19 protein-coding genes and 5 pseudogenes are annotated in these 19,262 nt (G+C 67.7%); 4 read left to right on the forward strand and 20 right to left on the reverse strand.

Annotation, left to right across the window (positions count from 1 at the left end; translation table 11 throughout):
* Positions 1-42: 42 nt before the first annotated feature.
* The 15 genes and pseudogenes from FHR82_RS48240 to FHR82_RS44415 all read right to left on the reverse strand — a co-directional run.
* Positions 43-357: pseudogene (locus FHR82_RS48240) on the reverse strand (AMP-binding protein); the annotation flags it as partial.
* Between the two features lie 17 nt (positions 358-374).
* Entirely contained in the window at positions 375-590 is a 216-nt protein-coding gene (locus FHR82_RS44350) for an MbtH family protein (protein WP_184816724.1), read from the reverse strand.
* 414 nt (positions 591-1,004) lie between these two features.
* Positions 1,005-1,769, reverse strand: coding sequence for an ABC transporter permease (locus FHR82_RS44355; RefSeq protein WP_184816725.1), 765 nt, complete (start codon positions 1,767-1,769; stop codon positions 1,005-1,007).
* The gene (locus FHR82_RS44360; protein ID WP_184816726.1) at positions 1,769-2,584 is read right to left on the reverse strand and encodes an ABC transporter ATP-binding protein; all 816 of its coding nucleotides are present in this window, start codon (positions 2,582-2,584) and stop codon (positions 1,769-1,771) included. The genes FHR82_RS44355 and FHR82_RS44360 overlap by 1 nt, the downstream gene beginning before the upstream one ends.
* Positions 2,585-2,706: 122 nt before the next feature.
* Entirely contained in the window at positions 2,707-3,033 is a 327-nt protein-coding gene (locus tag FHR82_RS44365) for a DUF1048 domain-containing protein (protein WP_184816727.1), read from the reverse strand.
* A 1-nt stretch (position 3,034) separates the two neighbouring features.
* Positions 3,035-3,391: a DUF1048 domain-containing protein gene (locus tag FHR82_RS44370; RefSeq protein WP_184816728.1), complete on the reverse strand. Its 357-nt coding sequence runs from the start codon at positions 3,389-3,391 to the stop codon at positions 3,035-3,037.
* Positions 3,388-3,714 (reverse strand): PadR family transcriptional regulator, encoded by a 327-nt coding sequence (locus FHR82_RS44375; protein ID WP_184816729.1) that lies wholly within the window; start codon positions 3,712-3,714, stop codon positions 3,388-3,390. Before FHR82_RS44375 ends, FHR82_RS44370 begins: the two co-directional genes overlap by 4 nt.
* 116 nt (positions 3,715-3,830) lie before the next feature.
* Entirely contained in the window at positions 3,831-7,067 is a 3,237-nt protein-coding gene (locus tag FHR82_RS44380) for a non-ribosomal peptide synthetase (RefSeq protein WP_221465090.1), read from the reverse strand.
* 100 nt (positions 7,068-7,167) lie between these two features.
* On the reverse strand, positions 7,168-7,548 hold the full coding sequence (locus FHR82_RS47135; protein WP_225943832.1) for a DUF559 domain-containing protein: 381 nt from the start codon (positions 7,546-7,548) through the stop codon (positions 7,168-7,170).
* Positions 7,549-8,181: 633 nt separating this feature from the next.
* Positions 8,182-9,306 carry a hypothetical protein gene (locus tag FHR82_RS44390; RefSeq protein ID WP_184816731.1) on the reverse strand — a complete coding sequence of 375 codons (1,125 nt, stop codon included), beginning with the start codon at positions 9,304-9,306 and terminating at the stop codon, positions 8,182-8,184.
* Positions 9,307-9,431: 125 nt separating this feature from the next.
* A pseudogene (locus FHR82_RS47140) lies at positions 9,432-10,316 on the reverse strand (IS3 family transposase); the annotation flags it as partial.
* On the reverse strand, positions 10,294-10,884 hold the full coding sequence (locus FHR82_RS44405) for a hypothetical protein (RefSeq protein WP_184816733.1): 591 nt from the start codon (positions 10,882-10,884) through the stop codon (positions 10,294-10,296). The pseudogene FHR82_RS47140 and the gene FHR82_RS44405, both read right to left, overlap by 23 nt.
* Before the next feature lie 368 nt (positions 10,885-11,252).
* Positions 11,253-11,807, reverse strand: a complete 555-nt coding sequence (locus FHR82_RS44410; RefSeq protein ID WP_184816734.1) for a cytochrome P450 family protein — start codon at positions 11,805-11,807, stop codon at positions 11,253-11,255.
* Positions 11,791-11,922: a hypothetical protein gene (locus tag FHR82_RS47145; RefSeq protein ID WP_260418216.1), complete on the reverse strand. Its 132-nt coding sequence runs from the start codon at positions 11,920-11,922 to the stop codon at positions 11,791-11,793. Before FHR82_RS47145 ends, FHR82_RS44410 begins: the two co-directional genes overlap by 17 nt.
* A complete protein-coding gene (locus FHR82_RS44415; protein WP_184816735.1) occupies positions 11,919-13,520 on the reverse strand; it encodes an MFS transporter in 1,602 nt (533 codons plus the stop codon). The genes FHR82_RS47145 and FHR82_RS44415 overlap by 4 nt, the downstream gene beginning before the upstream one ends.
* A 333-nt stretch (positions 13,521-13,853) precedes the next feature.
* On the opposite strand from FHR82_RS44415, the gene FHR82_RS44420 reads away from it, so the two are divergent.
* On the forward strand, positions 13,854-14,588 hold the full coding sequence (locus FHR82_RS44420; RefSeq protein ID WP_184816736.1) for a TspO-related membrane protein: 735 nt from the start codon (positions 13,854-13,856) through the stop codon (positions 14,586-14,588).
* 5 nt (positions 14,589-14,593) lie between these two features.
* Here the strand turns inward: FHR82_RS44420 and FHR82_RS44425 are convergent, their stop codons facing one another.
* Entirely contained in the window at positions 14,594-15,115 is a 522-nt protein-coding gene (locus FHR82_RS44425) for a MarR family winged helix-turn-helix transcriptional regulator (protein WP_184816737.1), read from the reverse strand.
* Positions 15,116-15,319: 204 nt separating this feature from the next.
* Here FHR82_RS44425 and FHR82_RS47150 point away from each other — a divergent pair.
* The 3 genes and pseudogenes from FHR82_RS47150 to FHR82_RS47160 all read left to right on the forward strand — a co-directional run.
* Positions 15,320-15,754: pseudogene (locus FHR82_RS47150) on the forward strand (polyprenyl synthetase family protein); the annotation flags it as partial.
* Complete coding sequence (locus tag FHR82_RS47155; protein ID WP_225943831.1) at positions 15,751-16,101, forward strand: polyprenyl synthetase family protein; 351 nt, start codon at positions 15,751-15,753, stop codon at positions 16,099-16,101. The pseudogene FHR82_RS47150 and the gene FHR82_RS47155, both read left to right, overlap by 4 nt.
* A 124-nt stretch (positions 16,102-16,225) precedes the next feature.
* A pseudogene (locus FHR82_RS47160) lies at positions 16,226-16,495 on the forward strand (phytoene/squalene synthase family protein); the annotation flags it as partial.
* Between the two features lie 213 nt (positions 16,496-16,708).
* On the opposite strand, the gene FHR82_RS44435 reads toward FHR82_RS47160, so the two are convergent.
* The 4 genes and pseudogenes from FHR82_RS44435 to FHR82_RS44445 all read right to left on the reverse strand — a co-directional run bounded on the left by FHR82_RS44435 (position 16,709) and on the right by FHR82_RS44445 (position 19,262).
* Positions 16,709-17,041: a hypothetical protein gene (locus FHR82_RS44435; RefSeq protein WP_184816738.1), complete on the reverse strand. Its 333-nt coding sequence runs from the start codon at positions 17,039-17,041 to the stop codon at positions 16,709-16,711.
* A gap of 45 nt (positions 17,042-17,086) precedes the next feature.
* The gene (locus tag FHR82_RS47900; RefSeq protein WP_311771594.1) at positions 17,087-17,284 is read right to left on the reverse strand and encodes an RNA polymerase sigma factor; all 198 of its coding nucleotides are present in this window, start codon (positions 17,282-17,284) and stop codon (positions 17,087-17,089) included.
* An 89-nt stretch (positions 17,285-17,373) separates the two neighbouring features.
* Positions 17,374-17,547: pseudogene (locus tag FHR82_RS48245) on the reverse strand (DUF308 domain-containing protein); the annotation flags it as partial.
* Between the two features lie 1,070 nt (positions 17,548-18,617).
* Positions 18,618-19,262 (reverse strand): response regulator transcription factor, encoded by a 645-nt coding sequence (locus FHR82_RS44445; RefSeq protein WP_184816739.1) that lies wholly within the window; start codon positions 19,260-19,262, stop codon positions 18,618-18,620.

The raw sequence follows: 19,262 nt of genomic DNA on the forward strand, positions 1-19,262 counted from the left end.
GGACGCCACGACGAGGGCCAGACCGGGGTTCTGCCGCAGCAGCTCCCGGAGCCTCGCCGCGGGATAGGCCGGATCGAACGGCACGTAGGCCGCGCCCGCCTTGAGCGTGCCGAGGATCGCGATGACCAGGTCGACCGAATAGTCGAGACAGAGGCCGACCCTGGCGCCCCGGCCCAGTCCGCGCCTGGTGAGGAAGTGCGCGAACCGGTTGGCCGCGGCGTCCAGCTCCGCGTAGGTCAACCGCTCCCCAGCACAGCTGACGGCGACGGCATCCGGGGTGGTCCTTGCGTGCGCCTCGAACCGCGCGTGGACGACGGGCGTCGGAGGCAGAGCGACGCGCTTTCCCCGGAGAATCATGTGCGTGCTCAGCGCCTTCAGTCCGTGGCCATGGCTTCCCGCAGGCTCTTCGGCCGCAGGTCGGTCCAGTTCCGCTCGACGTACTGCAGGCACTCGGCCCTGGCCGCCTCACCGAAGACCACCCGCCAGCCCGCGGGGACCTCCACGAACACCGGCCACAGGGAGTGCTGGTCCTCGTCGTTCACCACGACGTAGAAGCTGCCGTTCTCGTCATCGAAAGGGTTCGTACTCACTGCCACCGTCCTCAACAGACACGACGCGACCCAGCGTGCAAACGAAGCGACACAATGCGAAAAGAACACCGAAGCCGGACAGCTCACCGATCACGAGTGTCCTGGCGACGGGACATCCGGCACTCGCGGACACCCAGAACGCTGACGCCGGCGTTTGAGACGCTAGGACCCGACCTCCACGACCCACAAGACCAGCGAAATCGCCCGGCCGCCCGCCACCCACCCGAACCTTTATCCCACCGGCGTTCTGTGCCAGCATGACCGGGAGGACACCCACGAACAGGCTTGTCGAGAATTGAATCCGGCCAGTTCAGCACAACAACCCCGCCTGGCCTGGATCGGTTTCCTGTCGCGGAACACGATCCAGCCGGGACGGGGCTGTTGTGGTTCGAGCCTACGTTCTGTGTCGACTTCTCAGGAGATCTTACGGCGGTAGATCGCCGTGGCGAACACGAACGCGACGACGAGAATGCCGACACACCAGGCCAGTGCGACCCAGATGTCGTTGCCGACCGACTGCTCGGTGAACAGTGCGCGGATCGTGTTGACGATCGATGTGACCGGCTGGTTCTCGGCGAAGGCACGCACCGGCCCTGGCATGCCGTCGGTCGGTACGAATGCCGAGCTGAGGAACGGCAGGAAGATCAGCGGGTAAGAGAACACGCTCGCGCCCTCGACCGACTTCGCGGACAGGCCGGGGATGACGGCGATCCAGGTCAACGCCAGGGTGAACAGGAGCAGGATGCCGGCGACCGCGAGCCAGGCCGGCACTTCGGCTCCCGTGCGGAAGCCCATGATCAGCGCGACGCCCAGGACGACCACGAGCGAGATCAGGTTGGCGACCAACGAGGTCAGCACGTGCGCCCACAGGACGGCCGATCGCGCGATCGGCATGGAGTGGAACCGCTCGAACACGCCACTCTTCATGTCCACGAACAGCCGGAAAGCGGTGTAGGAGATGCCCGACGCGATGGTGATGAGCAGGATGCCGGGCAGCAGGTAGTTCACATAGGACTCTCCGCTACCCGTGTCGATCGCGCCGCCGAACACGAAGACGAACATCAGCATCATGGCGATCGGCATGACCGCGGTCGTGATGATGGTGTCCGGGCTGCGCGCGATGTGACGCAGGGAGCGGCCGAGCAGGACAGTGCTGTCGCCGAGGAAATGCCTGTTCATCATCGCTCCTTGGTCATCGTACCGACGCTGTGGTCATCGCCGGCATCCTCCTTGCCGTTTTCCCCGACGAGGGCGAAGAAGACGTCTTCGAGAGTCGGCTTCTTCTCGACGTACTCGACTTTCGGAGCCGGAAGCAGTGCCTGCAGCTCGGCGAGGGTGCCGTTCACGAGGATCCGGCCCTCGTGGAGGATCGCGATCCGGTCCGCGAGTTGCTCGGCCTCGTCCAGGTACTGAGTCGTGAGCAGCACCGTCGTGCCGCGTCCGGCCAGTTCCCTGACGACCTCCCACACCTCGAGGCGCCCCTGGGGGTCGAGCCCGGCTGTCGGCTCGTCAAGGAAGATGACCGGCGGGCTCGCGACAAGGCTCATCGCGATGTCGAGGCGGCGGCGCATACCACCCGAGTACGTCAGCGCCCGCCGCGAGCTCGCCTCGGTCAGTGAGAAGCGTTCGAGCATCTCGTCCGCGACCCGTCCCGGGTCGGCGAGGTGCCGCAGCTTCGCGACCAGTACGAGGTTCTCCCGCCCGGTCAGGATGTCGTCGACGGCCGCGAACTGCCCGGTGAGGCTGATGGACTCCCGCACGTCCGCGGCCTGCGTGGCGACATCGAAGCCGTTGACAATTACGGTCCCCGCGTCGGGTCGGAGCAGCGTGGACAGGATCCGCACGAGCGTGGTCTTGCCTGCCCCGTTCGACCCGAGCAGGGCGAAGATACCGCCTCGCGACACCTCGAAGTCCACGCCGCGCAGCACCTTCAGGTCCTTGTACGACTTCTCCAAGCCCTGCACGCGGATCGCCGGACCTTGGTGCGTTGTCATCAGACCGCCCTCTCTTCACTTCCTGTGCGTTCTCCGGCGGCACTGATCATCCGGCAGCGCCACTTCTGCCTGATCCACTCTCTGGTCATGTCGTGACCACCTCCCTGATGGATCGACGGGTGTTACTTGCCGGCCGTGCCGGTCTCTCCGCTGATGGACTCCTGATAGACGTCCGCGTTGGTGCGCGAGTCCTTCACCAGGTCGTCGACGAAGGCGGCGACGTCAGTGCCGAGGAGTTCCAGAACTCCCTTGCCGGACGCGACGCCCTCCTCGAAGAAGTCGACGATCTTCGAGAGCACCGGGCCGTCAGGCAGGTCGATCGGTCCGACCTTGAAGAGGTACCGCTGAATCTCCTTGTAAACGATCTGGTAGTCCTGCGGCAGTGCCTTGACCCGCGCCATGTGCGCACGCCACTGCTTCTTGCCCTGGATGATGTCCTGGATCCCCACTTCAGCCTCCCAACTGGCCCAGCTTCTTCGCGACGTTCCTGTTCAGCTGCTCGCGCCACCGGTCGCGATAGCTCGGAGCCTCTTCTCCGCCGGTCAGCGCCCCGCAGAAGCCGTCGATGTCGTCACCGAGCACCTCCTGGACGCTCAGCCCGTCCGCCGCCGTCTCCTCGAGCAGCCCCAGGACGCCATCGAGAATCGGGATCAGGTTGCGGCCCGTGAAGTCCGAGTGCGGGGATATGTTGACCTTGATCCGTTCCCAGGCCGCCCGGTATTCGGCCGGCAGTTTCTCGGCCCGCGCCTCGAACGCCTTCCATTCCCTCGTGAGGTCACTGCCTGTCACGGTCTCCCAGAAGCTCATCGCCCGCCCTCTTTGAGATTGTCTATTCGTGATGAGAGGTACTCCCATTTCGTCCAGAACGTCGCGAGCCGTTCACGGCCCGCGTCGTTGAGCGCGAAGAACTTGCGCGGCGGCCCCTGTCCGGATGGCCTTTTCGTCACCTGGACGAGCCCGTTCCTCTCCAGTCGCACCAGAATGGTGTAGATCGTTCCCTCCACGACGTCGGTGAAGCCGAGTTCGTTCAGCTGACGCGTGATGGCATACCCGTAGGTCTCCTCGTTGCCGATGATGTGGAGCACGCAGCCTTCGAGCGTGCCCTTGAGCATCTCCGTCAGGTCATCCATCGCGGATCCTCTTCGCGCCCCTGGTACTACGTAGTGCCGAGTACCACTACACGTTATCACGGAGTAGCGACAAGTCCAGGACCGCTCGGAAGTGGCGGCTGGGAGACGGACGACGCTCAGAGAACCTGGCCGTCCCTGGTCTTCCTGCGCAGAGCCGGTCTGCTGGACTTGGCGAGGTTGTTCCACATGTCGGAAAGGCCGGTGACGGTGCGCACCGCGAACAGCGTGCGGATGGATACTTCCTGGTCCAGCTCCGACCTGATCAGGCCGACCAGCCTGATCGCACGCAGCGAGTTGCCACCGAGGTCAAAGAAGTCGTCGTCGATGCCCACCTGGTCCAGCTCGAGCACGTCGGCGAACGCCTCGGCCAGAACCCGTTCGGTGTCGTTGCGTGGCGCCCGGTACTGCCTGCCGCCGAACTCGGGTTCGGGCAGCGACGCCAGGTCCACTCTCCCGCCGGGCGTCAGCGGCAGGTGTTCAAGCACCGTGAACACCGACGGCACCAGGAACTCCGGCAACCGCCCCACGGTGAACCGGCGCAGCTCGTCACCCGAAGGGCCTGCCTCGTCGTCGACGGCCTCGCCGCTCACCGGGACCACATAGGCCACCAGACACCGCCGCCCGGCGGGGTCCTCCCCACCGACCACCACCGACCGCACCAGCCTGGGGTGCTCGGACAGTGCTTCCTCGACCTCCGCCACGTCGACCCCGAAACCACGTACCTCCGCCCTGGCGTCGACCCGGCCCACGTACTCGAGCCTGGCGACATCGTCGCCGTCGGCAGCCCACCGCACCCGGTCCCCGGTCCGGTACATGCGCCCGCCGGCCGGACCGAAGGGACAGGGCACGAACCGCTCCGCCGTCCGGCCGGGTCGTCCGGGATATCCCCGCACCACGCCGGGCCCGGCCACATACAGGTCTCCGGTCACGCCGACGGGGACCGGCGCCAGTCCGGGGCCCAGCACGTAGAGGGCGGTGTTGTCCATCGGGCGGCCGATCATGCCAGGACGTGCGGCATCGGCGCCGTGGCACGCGGCGAACACGGTCGACTCCATCGGACCGTGACCGTTGACGATCGTCAGCTCGGGGCACGCCGCCCGCACCCGTCGCACCGCGGTCGAGGACACGCGGTCACCACCGGTCCACACCTCGCGCAGCCCGGCCAGGCGCTCGGGACGTTCCGCCGCGACCGAGGAGAACAGCTCAGCGGACAGCCACACCGTCGAGACGTCGTCCGCCGTTCGCGACTCGGCCAGGTCGTCGACGTCGAGCCTCCCTGGAGGCGCCACGACCACCCGGCCGCCGTTCAGCAACGGCACCCACAGCTCGAGGGCAAGCGCGTCGGACGTGTGCGGCGAATGCCACAACACGGCGCCGTGGCCACCATCCCGCCAGCGGCGATCCATGACGAGCCGGAGCATGTTCCGGTGCGTCACCGCGGCTCCGGTGGCCGTACCGGACGATCCGGAGCCGTACATGACGGCCATCAGGTTGTCCTGGTGCGACGGGACCGGAACCTCCCGCGCGCCGTCGTCGGCGGTGTCCGACCGGAGCTCGCCGAACACGATCGCCGGGACGCCCAGTTCGGCGGAGAGCTCCTCGGCCGTCGCCGCGTCGGTGAGCAGTGCGCGCACCGAGCAGTCACCGACCACCGGCATGATCTGCTCCACGGGGCAGGTGGGGTCGACTGGCAGGTAGGCGCCGCCCGCCTTGACCACTCCCAGCAGGGCAACGGCCAGGTCCACCGACCGGGGCAGCGCCACCGCCACGACCGCCTCGGCTCCGACTCCCCTGCGCCGCAGTGACCCGGCGATGCGGGTCGACCGCTCGTCCAGCTCCCGGTACGAGACCGCTGAGCCCCAGGACACGATCGCGTCGGCACCGGGAGCCCTCTCCACCTGGCGGGAGAACAGCTCGGAAACCGTCAGCTCCGGCAGCGGCACGTCCGTGTCGTTCGGCGCGGTCAGCACCACGTCCCGCTCGGCACCGGACACGACGTCGATGGCACCGACCGGAAGCCGCGGATCGGCGGCCATCACGGTCCGGACGAACGCGACCAGATCCGCACTGATGAACCCCAGCTCCGCGCGGGAGTACAGGCCCGAGGGGGCGTCGAGCCGGAAGTACAGGTCGCTGTCGGCGCTTCCGTCGGTGCCGACGCTGATCGACAGCTCGTTGAAGGCCCCGTTGATCCCGCCGAAGGAGCGCGCCGGGCTACCCGCGAAGTGGAGTTGCTCCGCGAACCCGACGACGTTCATGACAGCACCGAAGCTGCCGCGTCCACTCAGGACGGTTCCGCTCGCCTGCTGGATGTCCGAGTAGTGGCAGGCCGTGTGATCGAAGATCTCGTAGGTCTGGTCGCCGACCGCCTCGGCGATCTCGGCGAAGGTCGCGTCGAGCGGAACCCTCACCCGCACCGGCACGACGTTCACCGCCAGACCGGGCGTCCTGCTCGCGACCCCGACCCGGTTGCCAACGGCCAGCGACAGGAGGAACTCCGGATGATCGCAGCGGTGCCGGAAGTACACCGCCGCGGCCGCGGTCAACATCGACGACATCCACATACCCGTGGACGTCGCGACCTCGGTCCACGCGTCCGCCTCGGCACGCGGGACGGTCACCGTCCTGCTCACCACGCCAATGGCGTCGGCCAGCTCCGACCAGCGATCGGCGCTGCCCATCGGTTCGGACAGGGCGACTCGCGCCGCGTCGGACAGGGCCACACGCGGAACCTGTGCGGGCGGGGGCGCGTCCTTCAGATAGTCGCGCCAGAACTCCTTGTCGTCGGCGAACCTCTGGGAGGCGAGGTACTCCGTCGCACCGGCCGCGAACGAGCCGGTGTCCCACGGGTGCGGCAACTCCGGCACCGCCGCCCCCCGCGTCAGCGCCGTGTACACCTCGGCGAGGCGGCGCGACAGCAGACCACCCACACCGTAGCCATCCGAGATGAGGTGGTGGTACGCGATGACCACGAGCGAGCGGGCCGCCGACAGCGTGACCACGCCCAGCCGGAACAGCAGATCGTGCTCCAGGTCGAACGGCTGCCTGATCATGTCGGCCAACGCCTCGCGCGCCGACCGCTCGGGATCGACAGCGTCGCTGACGTCGAGGAAGAACGGCCGCCAGTCCCCCAGATCCCTTGGCACCAAACGCAGGCCGCTGTCCTCGTCGACGAAGCTGACACGCAGCACTTCCGCCTCGTCCAACACATGCCGGAACGCGGACTCCATGACCGCCGCGTCCAGCGCGCCGTCCACATCCCACATGGTCAGCGCATGGTTCATCGTGTCGGCGGACACCTTCTGCGCCAGCCACAGTCCTTTGTGCGCAGATGACGCATCGAACGAACGCACGCGGCTGCCCCTCTCGGTAGTTCGAGAAACGGGTCTCCTGACGACTTCGCGGTGTCCCGCCGCCGGGACGGTCGAGGCGACCGACCTCGCCGGCTCGCGGTCACACGTCCCAGGTGACGCGTGGGTATGCGTGATGCTCGTCCTGTAGTTCGTCGGCGCCGAAGCGGAAGACTTCATAACCGCTGAGTTTGAGGTCGCGGTCGGCACGCATGTTCTCGGCGTAGACGGCCGGGGAAGGGCGGCCTTCCTTCGCGTAGTGGTGTTGGCCATCGACCTCGATCACGACTCGACTGTGGTTCGGGAGCAGGAGGAGGAAGTCCATGCGGAACCGGAACAGTGCGTCCTTCCCGCGAAGGCGAATAGTCTGAGGATCCCAGTGCACCCAATACCTCGGGCAACAGAGCGGGCAGGTCGGGGATGTTCGCCTTGAAGATCGAGTGGTAGAGGTGGAAGAAGGTCCGTTGCGGGTGGGGGCCGTCATAGTCAGGCGAGTTTGCCGGAAGGCTAGTCACGAGCCTGCTGTAGAGGGTGCGCTTGGCCTCGTCAGCCACAGTTGCGCCCTGCTCCGCCACAGGGCCGCACTGGCCTCCGCATCCCCACGTGCGCGGCGCAGTTGCCGCTCGATGACAGCGTCTTCTTGGTGAGTGTTCCCGGTGAAGATCGCTCTCGACCGCTCCAGCATCCCGCCGACACTTCGCTCGGCGGCGTCGTTCACCACTAACAGGTCGACGAAACCGATCACGGTAGGAAGTCCCCGTGTCTGAAACGATCATCGACCTCTATCACACACGGCCTGACCTGCTCGACCACGAATCAGCACTGTCTATCGACGGCCATGCTGTTCTCCAGCGTGTCGGCGGTACACACCGTGCCGCTCATTCGAAGCGGAGTCTGTCAAACGTTCGGCTCTGTCCTGTGGTCGGTGGTGACGTCGAGTAGCCGTTCCCGGTCATGGTCTCGTGATGGATGTCGATTCCCTTGTACGGACCGTGTTTCCGGACTGTCGGCGTTGGTCGTTGAGGACGTGGCAGATAGTGGGGGGCACGGTGGAGCAGGTCAAGCGCGGACGTCATCGCGATACTCCCCTCCGGATCCCAGGGAGGGGAGTCGAAACTCAGTCCAGCACGGCCTCCCGCGACAGGAATACGAACGCCTCACCATTCCACTGGAACCGGTCGGTCAACTCCGAAGTAGGCCCGGTGTCCTCCGGGCCCGGGCTTGACACGACCGTGAGCGTGTCAGAGGCGAGCGTCATGCGGTACGGTCTCAGAGAGTAAAAATAGTCTCCAAACGACTGCATCAGCCGCGGCGAATCAGATGGAGAACGGCCGTCGTAGACCCGCACATCCTCCCATATGCCATCATCGCTCAAGGTACAGGCGATTAACAGCACCGGGTCGGGATATCCGTCGCCGGTGAGATCCTGGAAATGCGCCTCCGTAATCGTCGAGGATGTGTCGTCCGCTGCGCACCCCTCTTCGGAAAGTAGGTCGTGCCAATCCGTGCCGCCGAGCGGACCGTAGGGATCGGGTCCGCATTGCTGCGCCGCCCGCCCTGTCGCCGTCGAGCACTGACGCACATAGGCGTCCCACAAGGAATAATCGTTGCGGTATGTGGAGAACACCACTACGGAATCGTTGAATTGGTACCTCACCGCACCGTGTCGATAAATTCCACGGGATTCAAGGACTTTCTCCAGGCCGGCCTGACGGCCGAAATCGGATAACTCGTCTGCAACGAATCCGTTGTCGATAATCAGTCCCTGTGGTACGGCGCCCCGCACATGTTGGGTGTCTGCGCGGCAAGCCAAATCGTGTATAGCTTGCACCTCGGAAAGTATATCGATGGAGAACTTGGTCGACGGCAGATTCGCGATGGCGAGGTTCACGGGACGGCAACCACCGACTGATTCATTCGGTTGCAGGAACGCCGTGTCCAACTCGCGGTCAAATTCCGCGACAATTTGCGGGTAGACCTCGGCCACTGTCTCCAGCGTGACCAAGTGTGCATGGATCATCACCAAATACTCGCCTGATGTGGCGAACGCCCATACGTCTCCGCCAGAGGGGTGGATGCTTCCGCCAATGAAGGTTCGGGTCACAGTAAACAGCGCCGATGCATCGGCGAACCACGGTCGGGCGATCTTAGTCCAAAAAACCTCTTCTTCTTCGTCGGACCACCGGCAGTGGGTCGCCGAACGCAGCGATCCCTGGACCTTGTCAACGTCGTCTGGATTCATCTGGAGTGACGACCGCAGCACTGAACAGCAGACCCCGCAAGACACTCAGCTGGAAAACACCAGCCGAAACACTGAACGAAATGCTACTCTCGCACAAATAAGCGGTGTTGCGACGACCAGTTGAACCTGGTCTGGGCTCCGCGGTCGGAGTGGACGATGGTCTCGCGCGGGTCGCGGAGCGCGATCGCGTTACGCAGCGCCGTGAGAGCGAGTGCGGCTCTCATGTGCGAGGCGATGGAGTATCCGACGATCTTGTTGGAGTAGCCAGTCCTTGATCGCACACAGATACAGCTTGCCCTCGCCGGTGGGATGCTCGGTGATATCGGTCAGCCACTTGGTATTCGGTGTGTCAGCGGTGAAATCACGGCGGACCAGGTCGTCGTGCACCGGCGGCCCCGCCGTGCGGGAACGCCCTCTTTTCCTGGCGTGCAGCGAGAAGATCTGCTGCATCGAGCAGATCCGCCACACCCGGTTCTCCGACGCGGCGAACCCGCGCCGGGCGAGTTCGTCGGCGATGAACCGGTACCCGTCGGCCGGGTCGTCGGCGTGGACCTCGAGCGCGGCGTTGATCAGATGCGCGTCGTCCCAGTCCCGCTGGGAGACCGGATCACGAACCCACTGGTAGTAAGCCTGCCGGGAGATCCCCAGCACCCTGCACGTCACCGCGACCGGCACCCTGATCGGTGCGCCGGCCGCGGCCAGTTCACGGACGAGCGGGAACACTATTTTCCCGGCAAATTGCCCTGCGCCAGGTAGGCAGCGGCCTTACGCAGCACCTCGTTCTCCTGCTCCAGCAGACGGTTGCGCTTACGCAACTCGCGTAGCTCAGCGGACTCCTCGCGGGTCACGCCAGGCCGAGCACCGTCCTCGACGTCGGCAGCGCGCAGCCAGTTGGCCAGACAGGACTCGGAGATCCCGAAATCCTTCGCGACCTGCCTCAACGGTGTCTCACCACGACGAGCCACAGCGACCACGTCGTCACGGAACTCACGCGGGTAGGGCTTGGGCACGATGACATCCTCTCAACCGAGGCCGAAGCCTCACAGATGAGGTGTCAACCAAACCCTGAGCAGACCCCACCACCTCACGCTGTGCCTGCGCACCCAACAACACCATCAACGCCTCATGCACCGGACTACCCAACTCCACCGGACCACCCGCTTCCGGCAACCACACCTGCACCCCTGCCGCGTTCAACCGAGCAACCACCTGCCGGAACTGATCACCGTAGAACGCGCGCTCGTACTCCCCCACCACCACCGCATCGAACCCACGACCCGGGTCCGCAACAGCCGCAAGCAACGCTGCAGCAGCCGGACGATCCGACCACGACCACCGACGCGAACACCCCTCATCGAAGAACTCCACCACGATGGCGCCGAAACCCTCGACCAACTCCTCCGACACCGACCGCTGCCACCCCCGCGACGTCACCGCATCCTGAAACTCACTCGTCGACATCCGCCCATAAAACGCGAAACGCAACCCAACCTGCGCTACCGAACCGGAATCCAGTCGAGAACCACGACGCCGACCCGCGACTGCCGACACGAACGCCCTACCGCCCAACACCGCCATCCCGACTCCTTCACGTGGACTCGGTCCGGGAGACCGCAAACCCTCGAAGCTCCTGACGTCATAAGGGTCGACACCACCCGAACAGACCAGTCCATTCAGCAGGGCACGGTCGCACCCGGGGATCCCTCACCTCGTTCACCTATAAGCACAGGCTGAGTCCCAGAACAAACAAGGCAGGCCACAGCCGTCTCCGGATCGTCGACCGCTATCGTCGCGGCCTCGATGAGATCAGCAACGTGACGCTGGCATTGCCGACGAGGTGAGCACGACAGCGAACGCCGTCACCAACTCCTCATCAGCGGTGACGCCGACCGCGCCGACGAAGACGACCGCACCAGCCGAAGACGCCGACACATCGGCTACAGCCGTCAGCGCCTGACCCTCCCCTTGCCGACGGGGACAAGTGGCGCAGCCCTTTCGACGAGTATCTCCGCGACCCGGTCCTCGGCCGAGGCGTGCGCGCTTCGCGTGCTGACCGCCATGAGGTCGTCCAGGTCGCTGTCCCGGACGCCGAGGATGCCACCGATGACCGTGAGGGGGAACCGGTAGCAGAACTCCCGCATCAGGTCGGCGGGCCGGTTCTCTTGCCGGCAGCGGGCGTCGATCTCCGCCAGCAGTGTCCGCGCGATCCCCTCGATCCGGGACTGCTGGTTCCGGACCACGGCCGGGGAGAGCAGCCGGGGAGAGCAGCCGGGCCTGCATCCGCCGCAGCAGCAGGTGCGCGGACCGTCCGCCGTGGTGATGGAACGTTGCTCCTCGTAGGCCGGTTCGAGCGAGATCACCTTGCCCAGCCAGGAACATGGTGCGAAGCCCGGGTTCTTCACGAAGCGCGGGTCGGTCAGAAGGGCGCGGGCCGCGGCCGGAAGGGCGCGGGCCGCGGCCGGATCGGTGACCACGTAGGCGGTCTCACCCGAGCGGGCCATCGACCGCGACCACCGGCCCTTCGGCGACCAGCGCGCGGTGCAGGTCCGCGTTCGGTGCACGGGCCGCGTCGAAGGGCCTCAGCTGCCAGGACGCGGCCGAACCGAAGGCTGTCATCTTTTGTCTCCGTCCTTCTGATGGGAGCGGAACAACGCGGTGGAGCCGAGGGCGACGACGAGGAAGGCAGTGCCCCACAGGATCGAGTCCCGCGTGGCGGCCGAGAACGCGACCTCGCCCGCCGCCCGCAGCTCCGGGTCCTCGATGCCCGGGATGAGCGTCCCCGCGCTGGTGACCACCCGGCCGGCGAGCGAGGCCAGCTCCTCGCCGGCGAGGCCCGCGGCGGCGAGCTGTTCGGTGGCGTGCGAGGCGAGGGTCGAGAACAACACGGTGCCGAGCACCGCCACCCCGACCGCGGACCCGACCTCCTGGGCGGTGCTCTGGACGCCGGCGGCCTGTCCGCTCTGCGACACGGGCACCGAGGAGAGCAGGAAGTTGGGCAGCTGCGCGTCGACCGTGCCGACCCCGAAGCCGTAGACGACCAGTAGCGGCACGATGACCCACGCCGAGGTGTCCTGGCTCGCCGAGAACGCCAGCGTGGCGAGCGCGAGGATCTCCGCGACCAGACCCAGTCGAACGACCCCCACCGCACCCCGCCGCTGCGCGAGTGGCGGCGTGGCCCCGGCCGCCGCGAAGGCCCCGACCGCGATGGCGGCGATCAGGCCACCGCTCCCGAGCGGCGAGTAGCCGAGCACGTTCTGCAGCCACAGCGGCAGAACGAACAGCAGCCCCAGCTGTCCAAGGGCCACGGCGAACACCACGAAGTTGCCCTGTGCGAAGGTCGGGATGCGGAACAACGAGACGTCGAGGAGGACCGGCCGTCCCCGCCCGCGCCTGCGTACCTGCCACCCGACGAACGCGGCGAGCGTCAGCACGGCACCGATCAGGACGACGGGCACCGGGGACAACTCGGCGACCAGTGCGTCCCTCGGGTCCCGCGCCAGCCACCAGCCCTGGTCGCGCCCCTCGACGAGCGCGAACACGATGCCGACGAACGCGGCCGCCGAGAGCACCAGGCCGACCGGGTCGAGGCCGCGCGCCGCGTCCTCGTCCCGCGACTCCCGCACGGTGACGACGATCACCACCGCGACCCCCATGCCGATCACCAGGTTGACCCAGAACACCCACGGCCATGACAGCGCCTTGGTGATCCACCCGCCGGCCAGCGGGCCGACGGCGGAGACGGCGCCGATGGTCGAACCCCAGATCGCGAACGCCGTGGCGCGCTGCGGGCCGGTGAAGGTCGCGTTGATCAGGGAGAGCGTGGTCGGCAGGATGGTCGCGCCACCCGCGCCCTGCACCACCCGCGCGGCGATGAGCGCGGTCCCGCTGTCCGCGAGGGCGGCCAGCACGCTGCCCGCGACGAACACCAGCAGGCCGATCAGCAGGAGCCGCCGCCTGCCGACGAGGTCGGCGATGCGCCCGGCGGGCAGCAGCAGACCGGCCAGGGTGAGCGTGTAGGCCTCCTGGATCCACTGCGCCGTCGTCGCATCGACCCCCAGGTCGACCACGATCACGGGCAACGCCACGTTGACGATGGTGATGTCGACGATCACCAGGCCGATCGCGAAGGCGATGGCCACGAGCCCGACCCAGCGCAGCTTGTGGAAGCGGTCGGCGGCCACGGGTCCGGTGTCCTCGTTCGACTGAAGCTCCACAAGGTGCCTTTAAATTCAAGTTGCTTGATATTCGAGACACTGTAGGATCGGTTCACGTGATGTGGCAACCCCCGGCTTCCCCGCCGGAGCGGGCGGCGACCGTGCCGGTGACCGGAGCCACCGGCGCTGCCGGACGGCACGTCGCCCTGACCGCCGCACACCTTCCTGCGGGCCGATTCCTCGCTGGGCAACGATCTCCCTTGAGCTGCGGCCCCGGGAACCGCCCCGATCGCCCCGCCGACGGCCGCGTTCGGCCCGACGCGTCGCACCGCCGCGCGTGGGTATCCGAGCCCCTCGCGCAGTTGCGGCCCGTTCCGCCAGAGAGGACACCCCATGAGCCGTCCCACGCTGAACCTCGGCCTGCTCGCGGCACTCGCCGCCGCACAGGCCGCGCTGCCCGTGCTACCCCGACTGGTTCGCCGCGCCAGCACCGAGGAGGAACAGGCACGGCCGCCGGAGGGACCCCTCACCCCACCGCCGGGAGCATTCGCGATCTGGGGACCACTCTTCGCGACGAGCCTGGCCTACCCGCTCGTCCGCCTGCGCGGCGCCGCTCGCCGCGAGACCGGCACGCCCGACGCGCTCGTGGCGCTGACCTTCGCCCTCAACTCGCTGTGGACCCTCAACTCCCAGTTCCGCCGCCTGGACGCGCTCAGCGTCGCGCTGATCGGCGTGGCCGCCACCTCGGCCACGGTCGCCGTCGAGCGCAGCACGGCAGCCGACCCGGCAGATCGGGCCAGGGCCGCGCTGGTCGGCCCGCTCGCCGGCTGGCTGACGGTGGCCACGGCCGCCAACGTCGAGGCAGCGGCCAACGTGCACCGCGGCCGCCCGCGACGAGCCGGGGAGACGAGGCGGGCGGTCGGCCTGCTGGCCGGCGCCTCGGCCCTGCTCGGCGTCCAGGCCAGGCGCAACCACGGCAACCTGCCCTTCGCCGCCGCCTCCGGGTGGGGTCTCGCCGGCATCCTGCTGAAGGCTGGCCGGGAGCGGCGTGCCGCGGTGGCCGCCATCGCGCTGCTCGGCCTCGCCAACCTGGGCGCTGCTGTCCGAAGTGGACGCACCAGCCGGTGAACCCGTCAGTCCTCGGTGTACCCGTGGTCGCGGGTCAACGGTCCCCCACTCGGCTCGGCAGAGCGGTGGATGTGCAGTGTGCCGGTGAGAAACCGGCGCAGGACGCGCAGCTCCGCCGGCGGGAACGACGAAGCGAACTCGTCGACCGCCGACGCGACCGGGTGGAGTTCCTCGAGAATCCGCTCGTGCGTGCTCGCCGTGACGGCGAGCACCTTGCGGCGCCGGTCGCTCGGGTGCGGGCGGCGCTCCAGGTGCCCGGCGCGTTCGAGCCGGTCCACCAACGTCGTGGCCGCTCCCGACGTCATCCCCAGCAGCTGACCGAGGCGGGCCGGTCCCAGTGGCTCCTCGCTCATCAGCACGTACTTCAACGCCAGGAAGTCGGTGGCGCTGACCGCCAGCTGCGCACTGACGGCGACGTCGTACCGCGAGGTCGCCACCGCCAGCTCGTGCATCAACCACGACACCGCGTCCCGCGGCGCCGCGGAGTCGGCGAAACGCTCTGTCGGAGAAGCGACCGGCACGTCCATACCGTCAGTGTATGGACGGTCGCGCCGGTTTCGCGTCCCGGCGCACATTCGCCGCGGCCAAGATTCAACGACTCGGGAAGGAGTATCCGTGACCTTCGCGACCGACACACAACCGATACCGCCGTGCCCCGATGACGTGCTGCCCGCGGAGCTGGCCACTCGACCCCAGACGTCCCCGACGTCCGGTCCGCGTTCGCGCTCGCGGGGTGGGCTTGCGCGGCGGCAACGGCGCGGGCGGCCGTGCGTGCCGCGGGCAGCCTGGAACTCCTGCACTGCTTCGCGTTGCTGCAGGACGACGTCATGGATGAGTCCCCGCTGAGCCGCGGCAGGCCGGCCGCACACGTGGTCTTCGCCGACTGGCACCGCGGGCAGGGCCTGGCCGGTTCGCCATCGCGGTTCGGCGAGTCCGCCGCGGTGCTCGCCGGTGACCTGTGCCTGGTGTGGGCGGAGCAGATGTTGCGCGAAAGCGGGGTCGGGGCCGCGGCGCTGTCCCGCGCGATCCCCCGCTACGACCGGATGCGCAGCGACCTCGCGGTCGGCCAGCTCCGCGACCTGGTGAACGACGCTCGCCGACAACTGGTGCTGCAGGACGTGCGTGCCGTGGCGCGCGCGAAGTCCGGGAACTACACCGTGCCGTGATCGACGCGCTCGGCCTGTTCGGCACGGCGGCCGCCACCGGCAAGCCCGTCGGCGAGGATCTGATGGCGCGCAAGGCGGCCACGGTGCTGGTCTTCGCCAGGGAAGGGGCGGACACCGCGCGCAGGAGGCAACTCGCCCGCCTCGACCGGCTGCCGGAGCTGCGCCAGTCCGATGTGGACACCTACCTCGAGATCATCGCGGCGACCGGCGCCCGGGAGCAGGCCGAGCGGTTGATCGAGCGGCGGCTGCGGGACGGCAGGACCGCGTTCGCGAACGTCGCGTTACCCGACGGGGTGCGGCAGCGCCTTTCCCACCTCGCCGACCTGTGCGGCGACCGGGACAAGTAGGAGGTCTCGTGCGGGCCGTAGGAGGACGCATCGGTCGGGTGCTCACGGCGTTGATCTCCGACCGGCCGACGGCTGAGCGCATGACCGGATCACGAGCACAGAGGAGGAGACTGGTGAGTACCCGATGAGCCACCGCGGACTCGATGCCGCCGGGATCACCGAGCCTGCCCTGCGTGCCGCCTACCTGCGTGTCCGGGGTGCTCAACGCCACCCACGGCCGCACCTACTTCCTCGCGACCCGGCTGCTCGCCCCGCACCAGCAGTGCGCGCGCTCTACGGGTTCGCCCGCTGGGTCTACGACCTGGTGGACGAACCGGGGCCGGACGCGACCCCCGACGTGGTGGCCGCACGCATCGACCGGGCGGAGCGCCTGCTGTCCGACGGCCTCGCGCGGGGCCGACTCCGAGGAGCCGGTGGAGCAGAATGTCGAAGTCCTTCGGCTTGCCCTCCAGGTAGGCGCGCATCTCGGCGGTGTCGGTCGGCAGACGGCGGTAGGCGGGCGACGGGCGGCAGGGCTCGGTCGTGCCCATGTCGTAGTCGCCGCGGATCACCCGCATGCGACCATCCACGCAGCCGGGCAGCGGGATGTCCTCCCCCTGCTGCCGGATCATCCCGTCGTGCTCGCCATCGGCCGAGTGCCAGGCTTCGCGGGCCCCTCGGTCGTTACGCTGCGGCTGTAGACGAACTGGCCGGGCAGCGGCGGGGTGGTGGGAAGGACACGGACGGCGTCGGCGGCCTCGTGGAGAAACGCCGCGGCCTCGGCCTCGGGCGGCGCGACCCCGACGGACTCCAGACCACCGAACGCGACGACGCCGGTGATGGCAGCGGCGAGCCCGACGACGGTGGCGGCAGAGAGAATCAGCCTCTTCCTGCTCTTCTGAGGCTGCTCGGCAGTGAGACCGGCCACCAGACGCGCCCTCGCCGGGGCGAGGTCGGTCACCGTCGGCAGGGGACCTGGTCGACCACGTTCCTGCGCTGGGTCATCTCATCCACGGTCGGCGGACTCCTTCACGGTGAGCGCGGCACGGACCTGCTTGCGAGCGCGATTGAGACGAGAGCGAACGGTGCCGATGGGGATGTCGAGGGCTTGCGCCACCTCCTCGTAGGAGAGGCGCTCCCAGCCGACGAGGAGCAGGACGTCCCGGTCGCCGCTGGACAGCCCGGCGAGCGCGGCGCCGAGCACGGGTTCATCGCCGCGGCCGTCACCTGCTCGGCAACCCGGTCGGCGTGCCTGTCGGTGTTCGGTTTCTGGCACGATCGCGGCGCGTAGCCGGTCACGAGTGCGGAGATGCCGAAGATGATGCTGAACAGTCCGAAGACCTGGGCCATGGCCACGGCGCCGGCGTTCGGCCGGAGCACGAGGACCACGCCGAAGGCGATGGACACCAGGCCGGTCAGAGCGAACATCGCCCGCTGGCTGGCGGTTTCGCCTCGGCGGAAGGCCATGACGACTTGCGACCATCACGGCCTCGGTCAGCTTGTCCCGGAGATCCGTGATCGCCTCGGCCGCCGCGAACACAACCAATGGCGGCACCGAGTGCAGCACGATCGCCGCGAGCGACCCGGCCGCATAGGATGACCTGGCCGAACATTCGTCGCCAAGCTTTGACGACTGCCACGTGATCTTAGCTCGCCTTATTTAGAAGGACTTTTTACATGAAGCGGATCGTAGTCAGGCTGACCGGGATGCCCTTCGACCCTACCTACGAGATCGACGACGACTCCACTGCGATCGGAGACCGTGTACGGGTGCCGCCCAGCGCATCGTCATTTATTGAGGAAGGCGAGGTCGGAACGGTCATCGCACTGGAAAGCTCCTACGGTGGACCGTGCAAGCGCGCTGTCAGAGCCTAATTTCCGGACATCGGATACCGATCCGACCGTCGCCTTATCAACAGGAATAGCGATCCCTAGATTACAACGATCACGACATTCCTTTAGAAATATGGAAGATACGGCCCGCCGCCGTTCGCGCCGCTCCTTATCATTGCGACAATGACAGCCACAAAGACCGCAACGGCTACCGTCTTTATTGCACGCCTCAGTAATGGACCATTGACGTCAAGAGTGCCACCAGCCACGTCTACGAGTTCACTGGCCGTCCCCGATCGCCGGGCTCCACGCCGTACGCCACCGAGCTGCCGTTCGTGTTCGACACCCTCGACACCCCGAAGCCGTGACGTTGATCGGCGACCAGGCACCGCACGCCCTTGCCGACGAGATGAACGCCGTCTGGGCCCGGTTCGCACGGCGAGTAACCCGGCTCGACACCATGGACACCACTCGACCGGTGGAATCATTCGACGGCCGAGACAACATGGTGTCCACGACCCGCGGGGCACCAAGCGCGCCGCGATGACAGCGGCACTGGCTTCGACCCGCAGACGACATCGACAGTGACGAGACCGGGGTCGCACCGGGGGAGTGCATGTCGAGAACGCATCGTCCACCTGGTGCCCTTCCGTACTGGGGTAACGGCGCACGACGACCGGCGCGTTGCGGCCGCGCGAAGCGATTCAGCTCAGCCCTGGTTCGTGGGCGAGGATGGCGGCCTCGACCCGGTTGCGTGCGCCGAGTTTGTCGAGGATGGAGCTGACGTGGGCTTTGACCGTGCCCTCGACGATGTGGAGGGTGTGGGCGATCTCGGCGTTGGAGCGTCCGGCGCCGAGCAGTGCCAGGACGTCGCGTTCCCGTTCGGTGAGTGTCGCTGCTCGCTGCCGTGCCTGTGTTGCCGAGGCGCCCATGGTGCGGTAGTCGCGGATGACGCGGTGGGCGATGGCCGGTGACAGGAACGCGGCCCCGGCGGCGACGGCGTGGACGGCGGCGATCAGCTCGCGCGGGTCGGCCGCCTTGAGCAGGAACCCCGCCGCGCCGCCACCGAGCGCACGCGCGATGTAGTCGTCCTGGCCGAACGTGGTGAGCATGATGACCTTCGTCGCCGGTGCGACAGCGGCGATCTCGTCGGCAGCGGCCAGGCCGTCGAGGCCGGGCATCCGGATGTCCAGCAGCGCCACGTGTGGACGGTGTGCGCGTACCAGTTCGACGGCCTGGTGCCCGTGGGCGGCCTCGGCGACGACCTCGATGCCGCCGTCGGTGGCCAATATCGCCCGGATGCCGGCGCGGACCATGGGCTCGTCGTCGGCCACCACTACCTGGATCAT

This window comes from Actinophytocola algeriensis, assembly GCF_014203735.1.
Classification (GTDB): Bacteria; Actinomycetota; Actinomycetes; order Mycobacteriales; family Pseudonocardiaceae; genus Actinophytocola; species Actinophytocola algeriensis.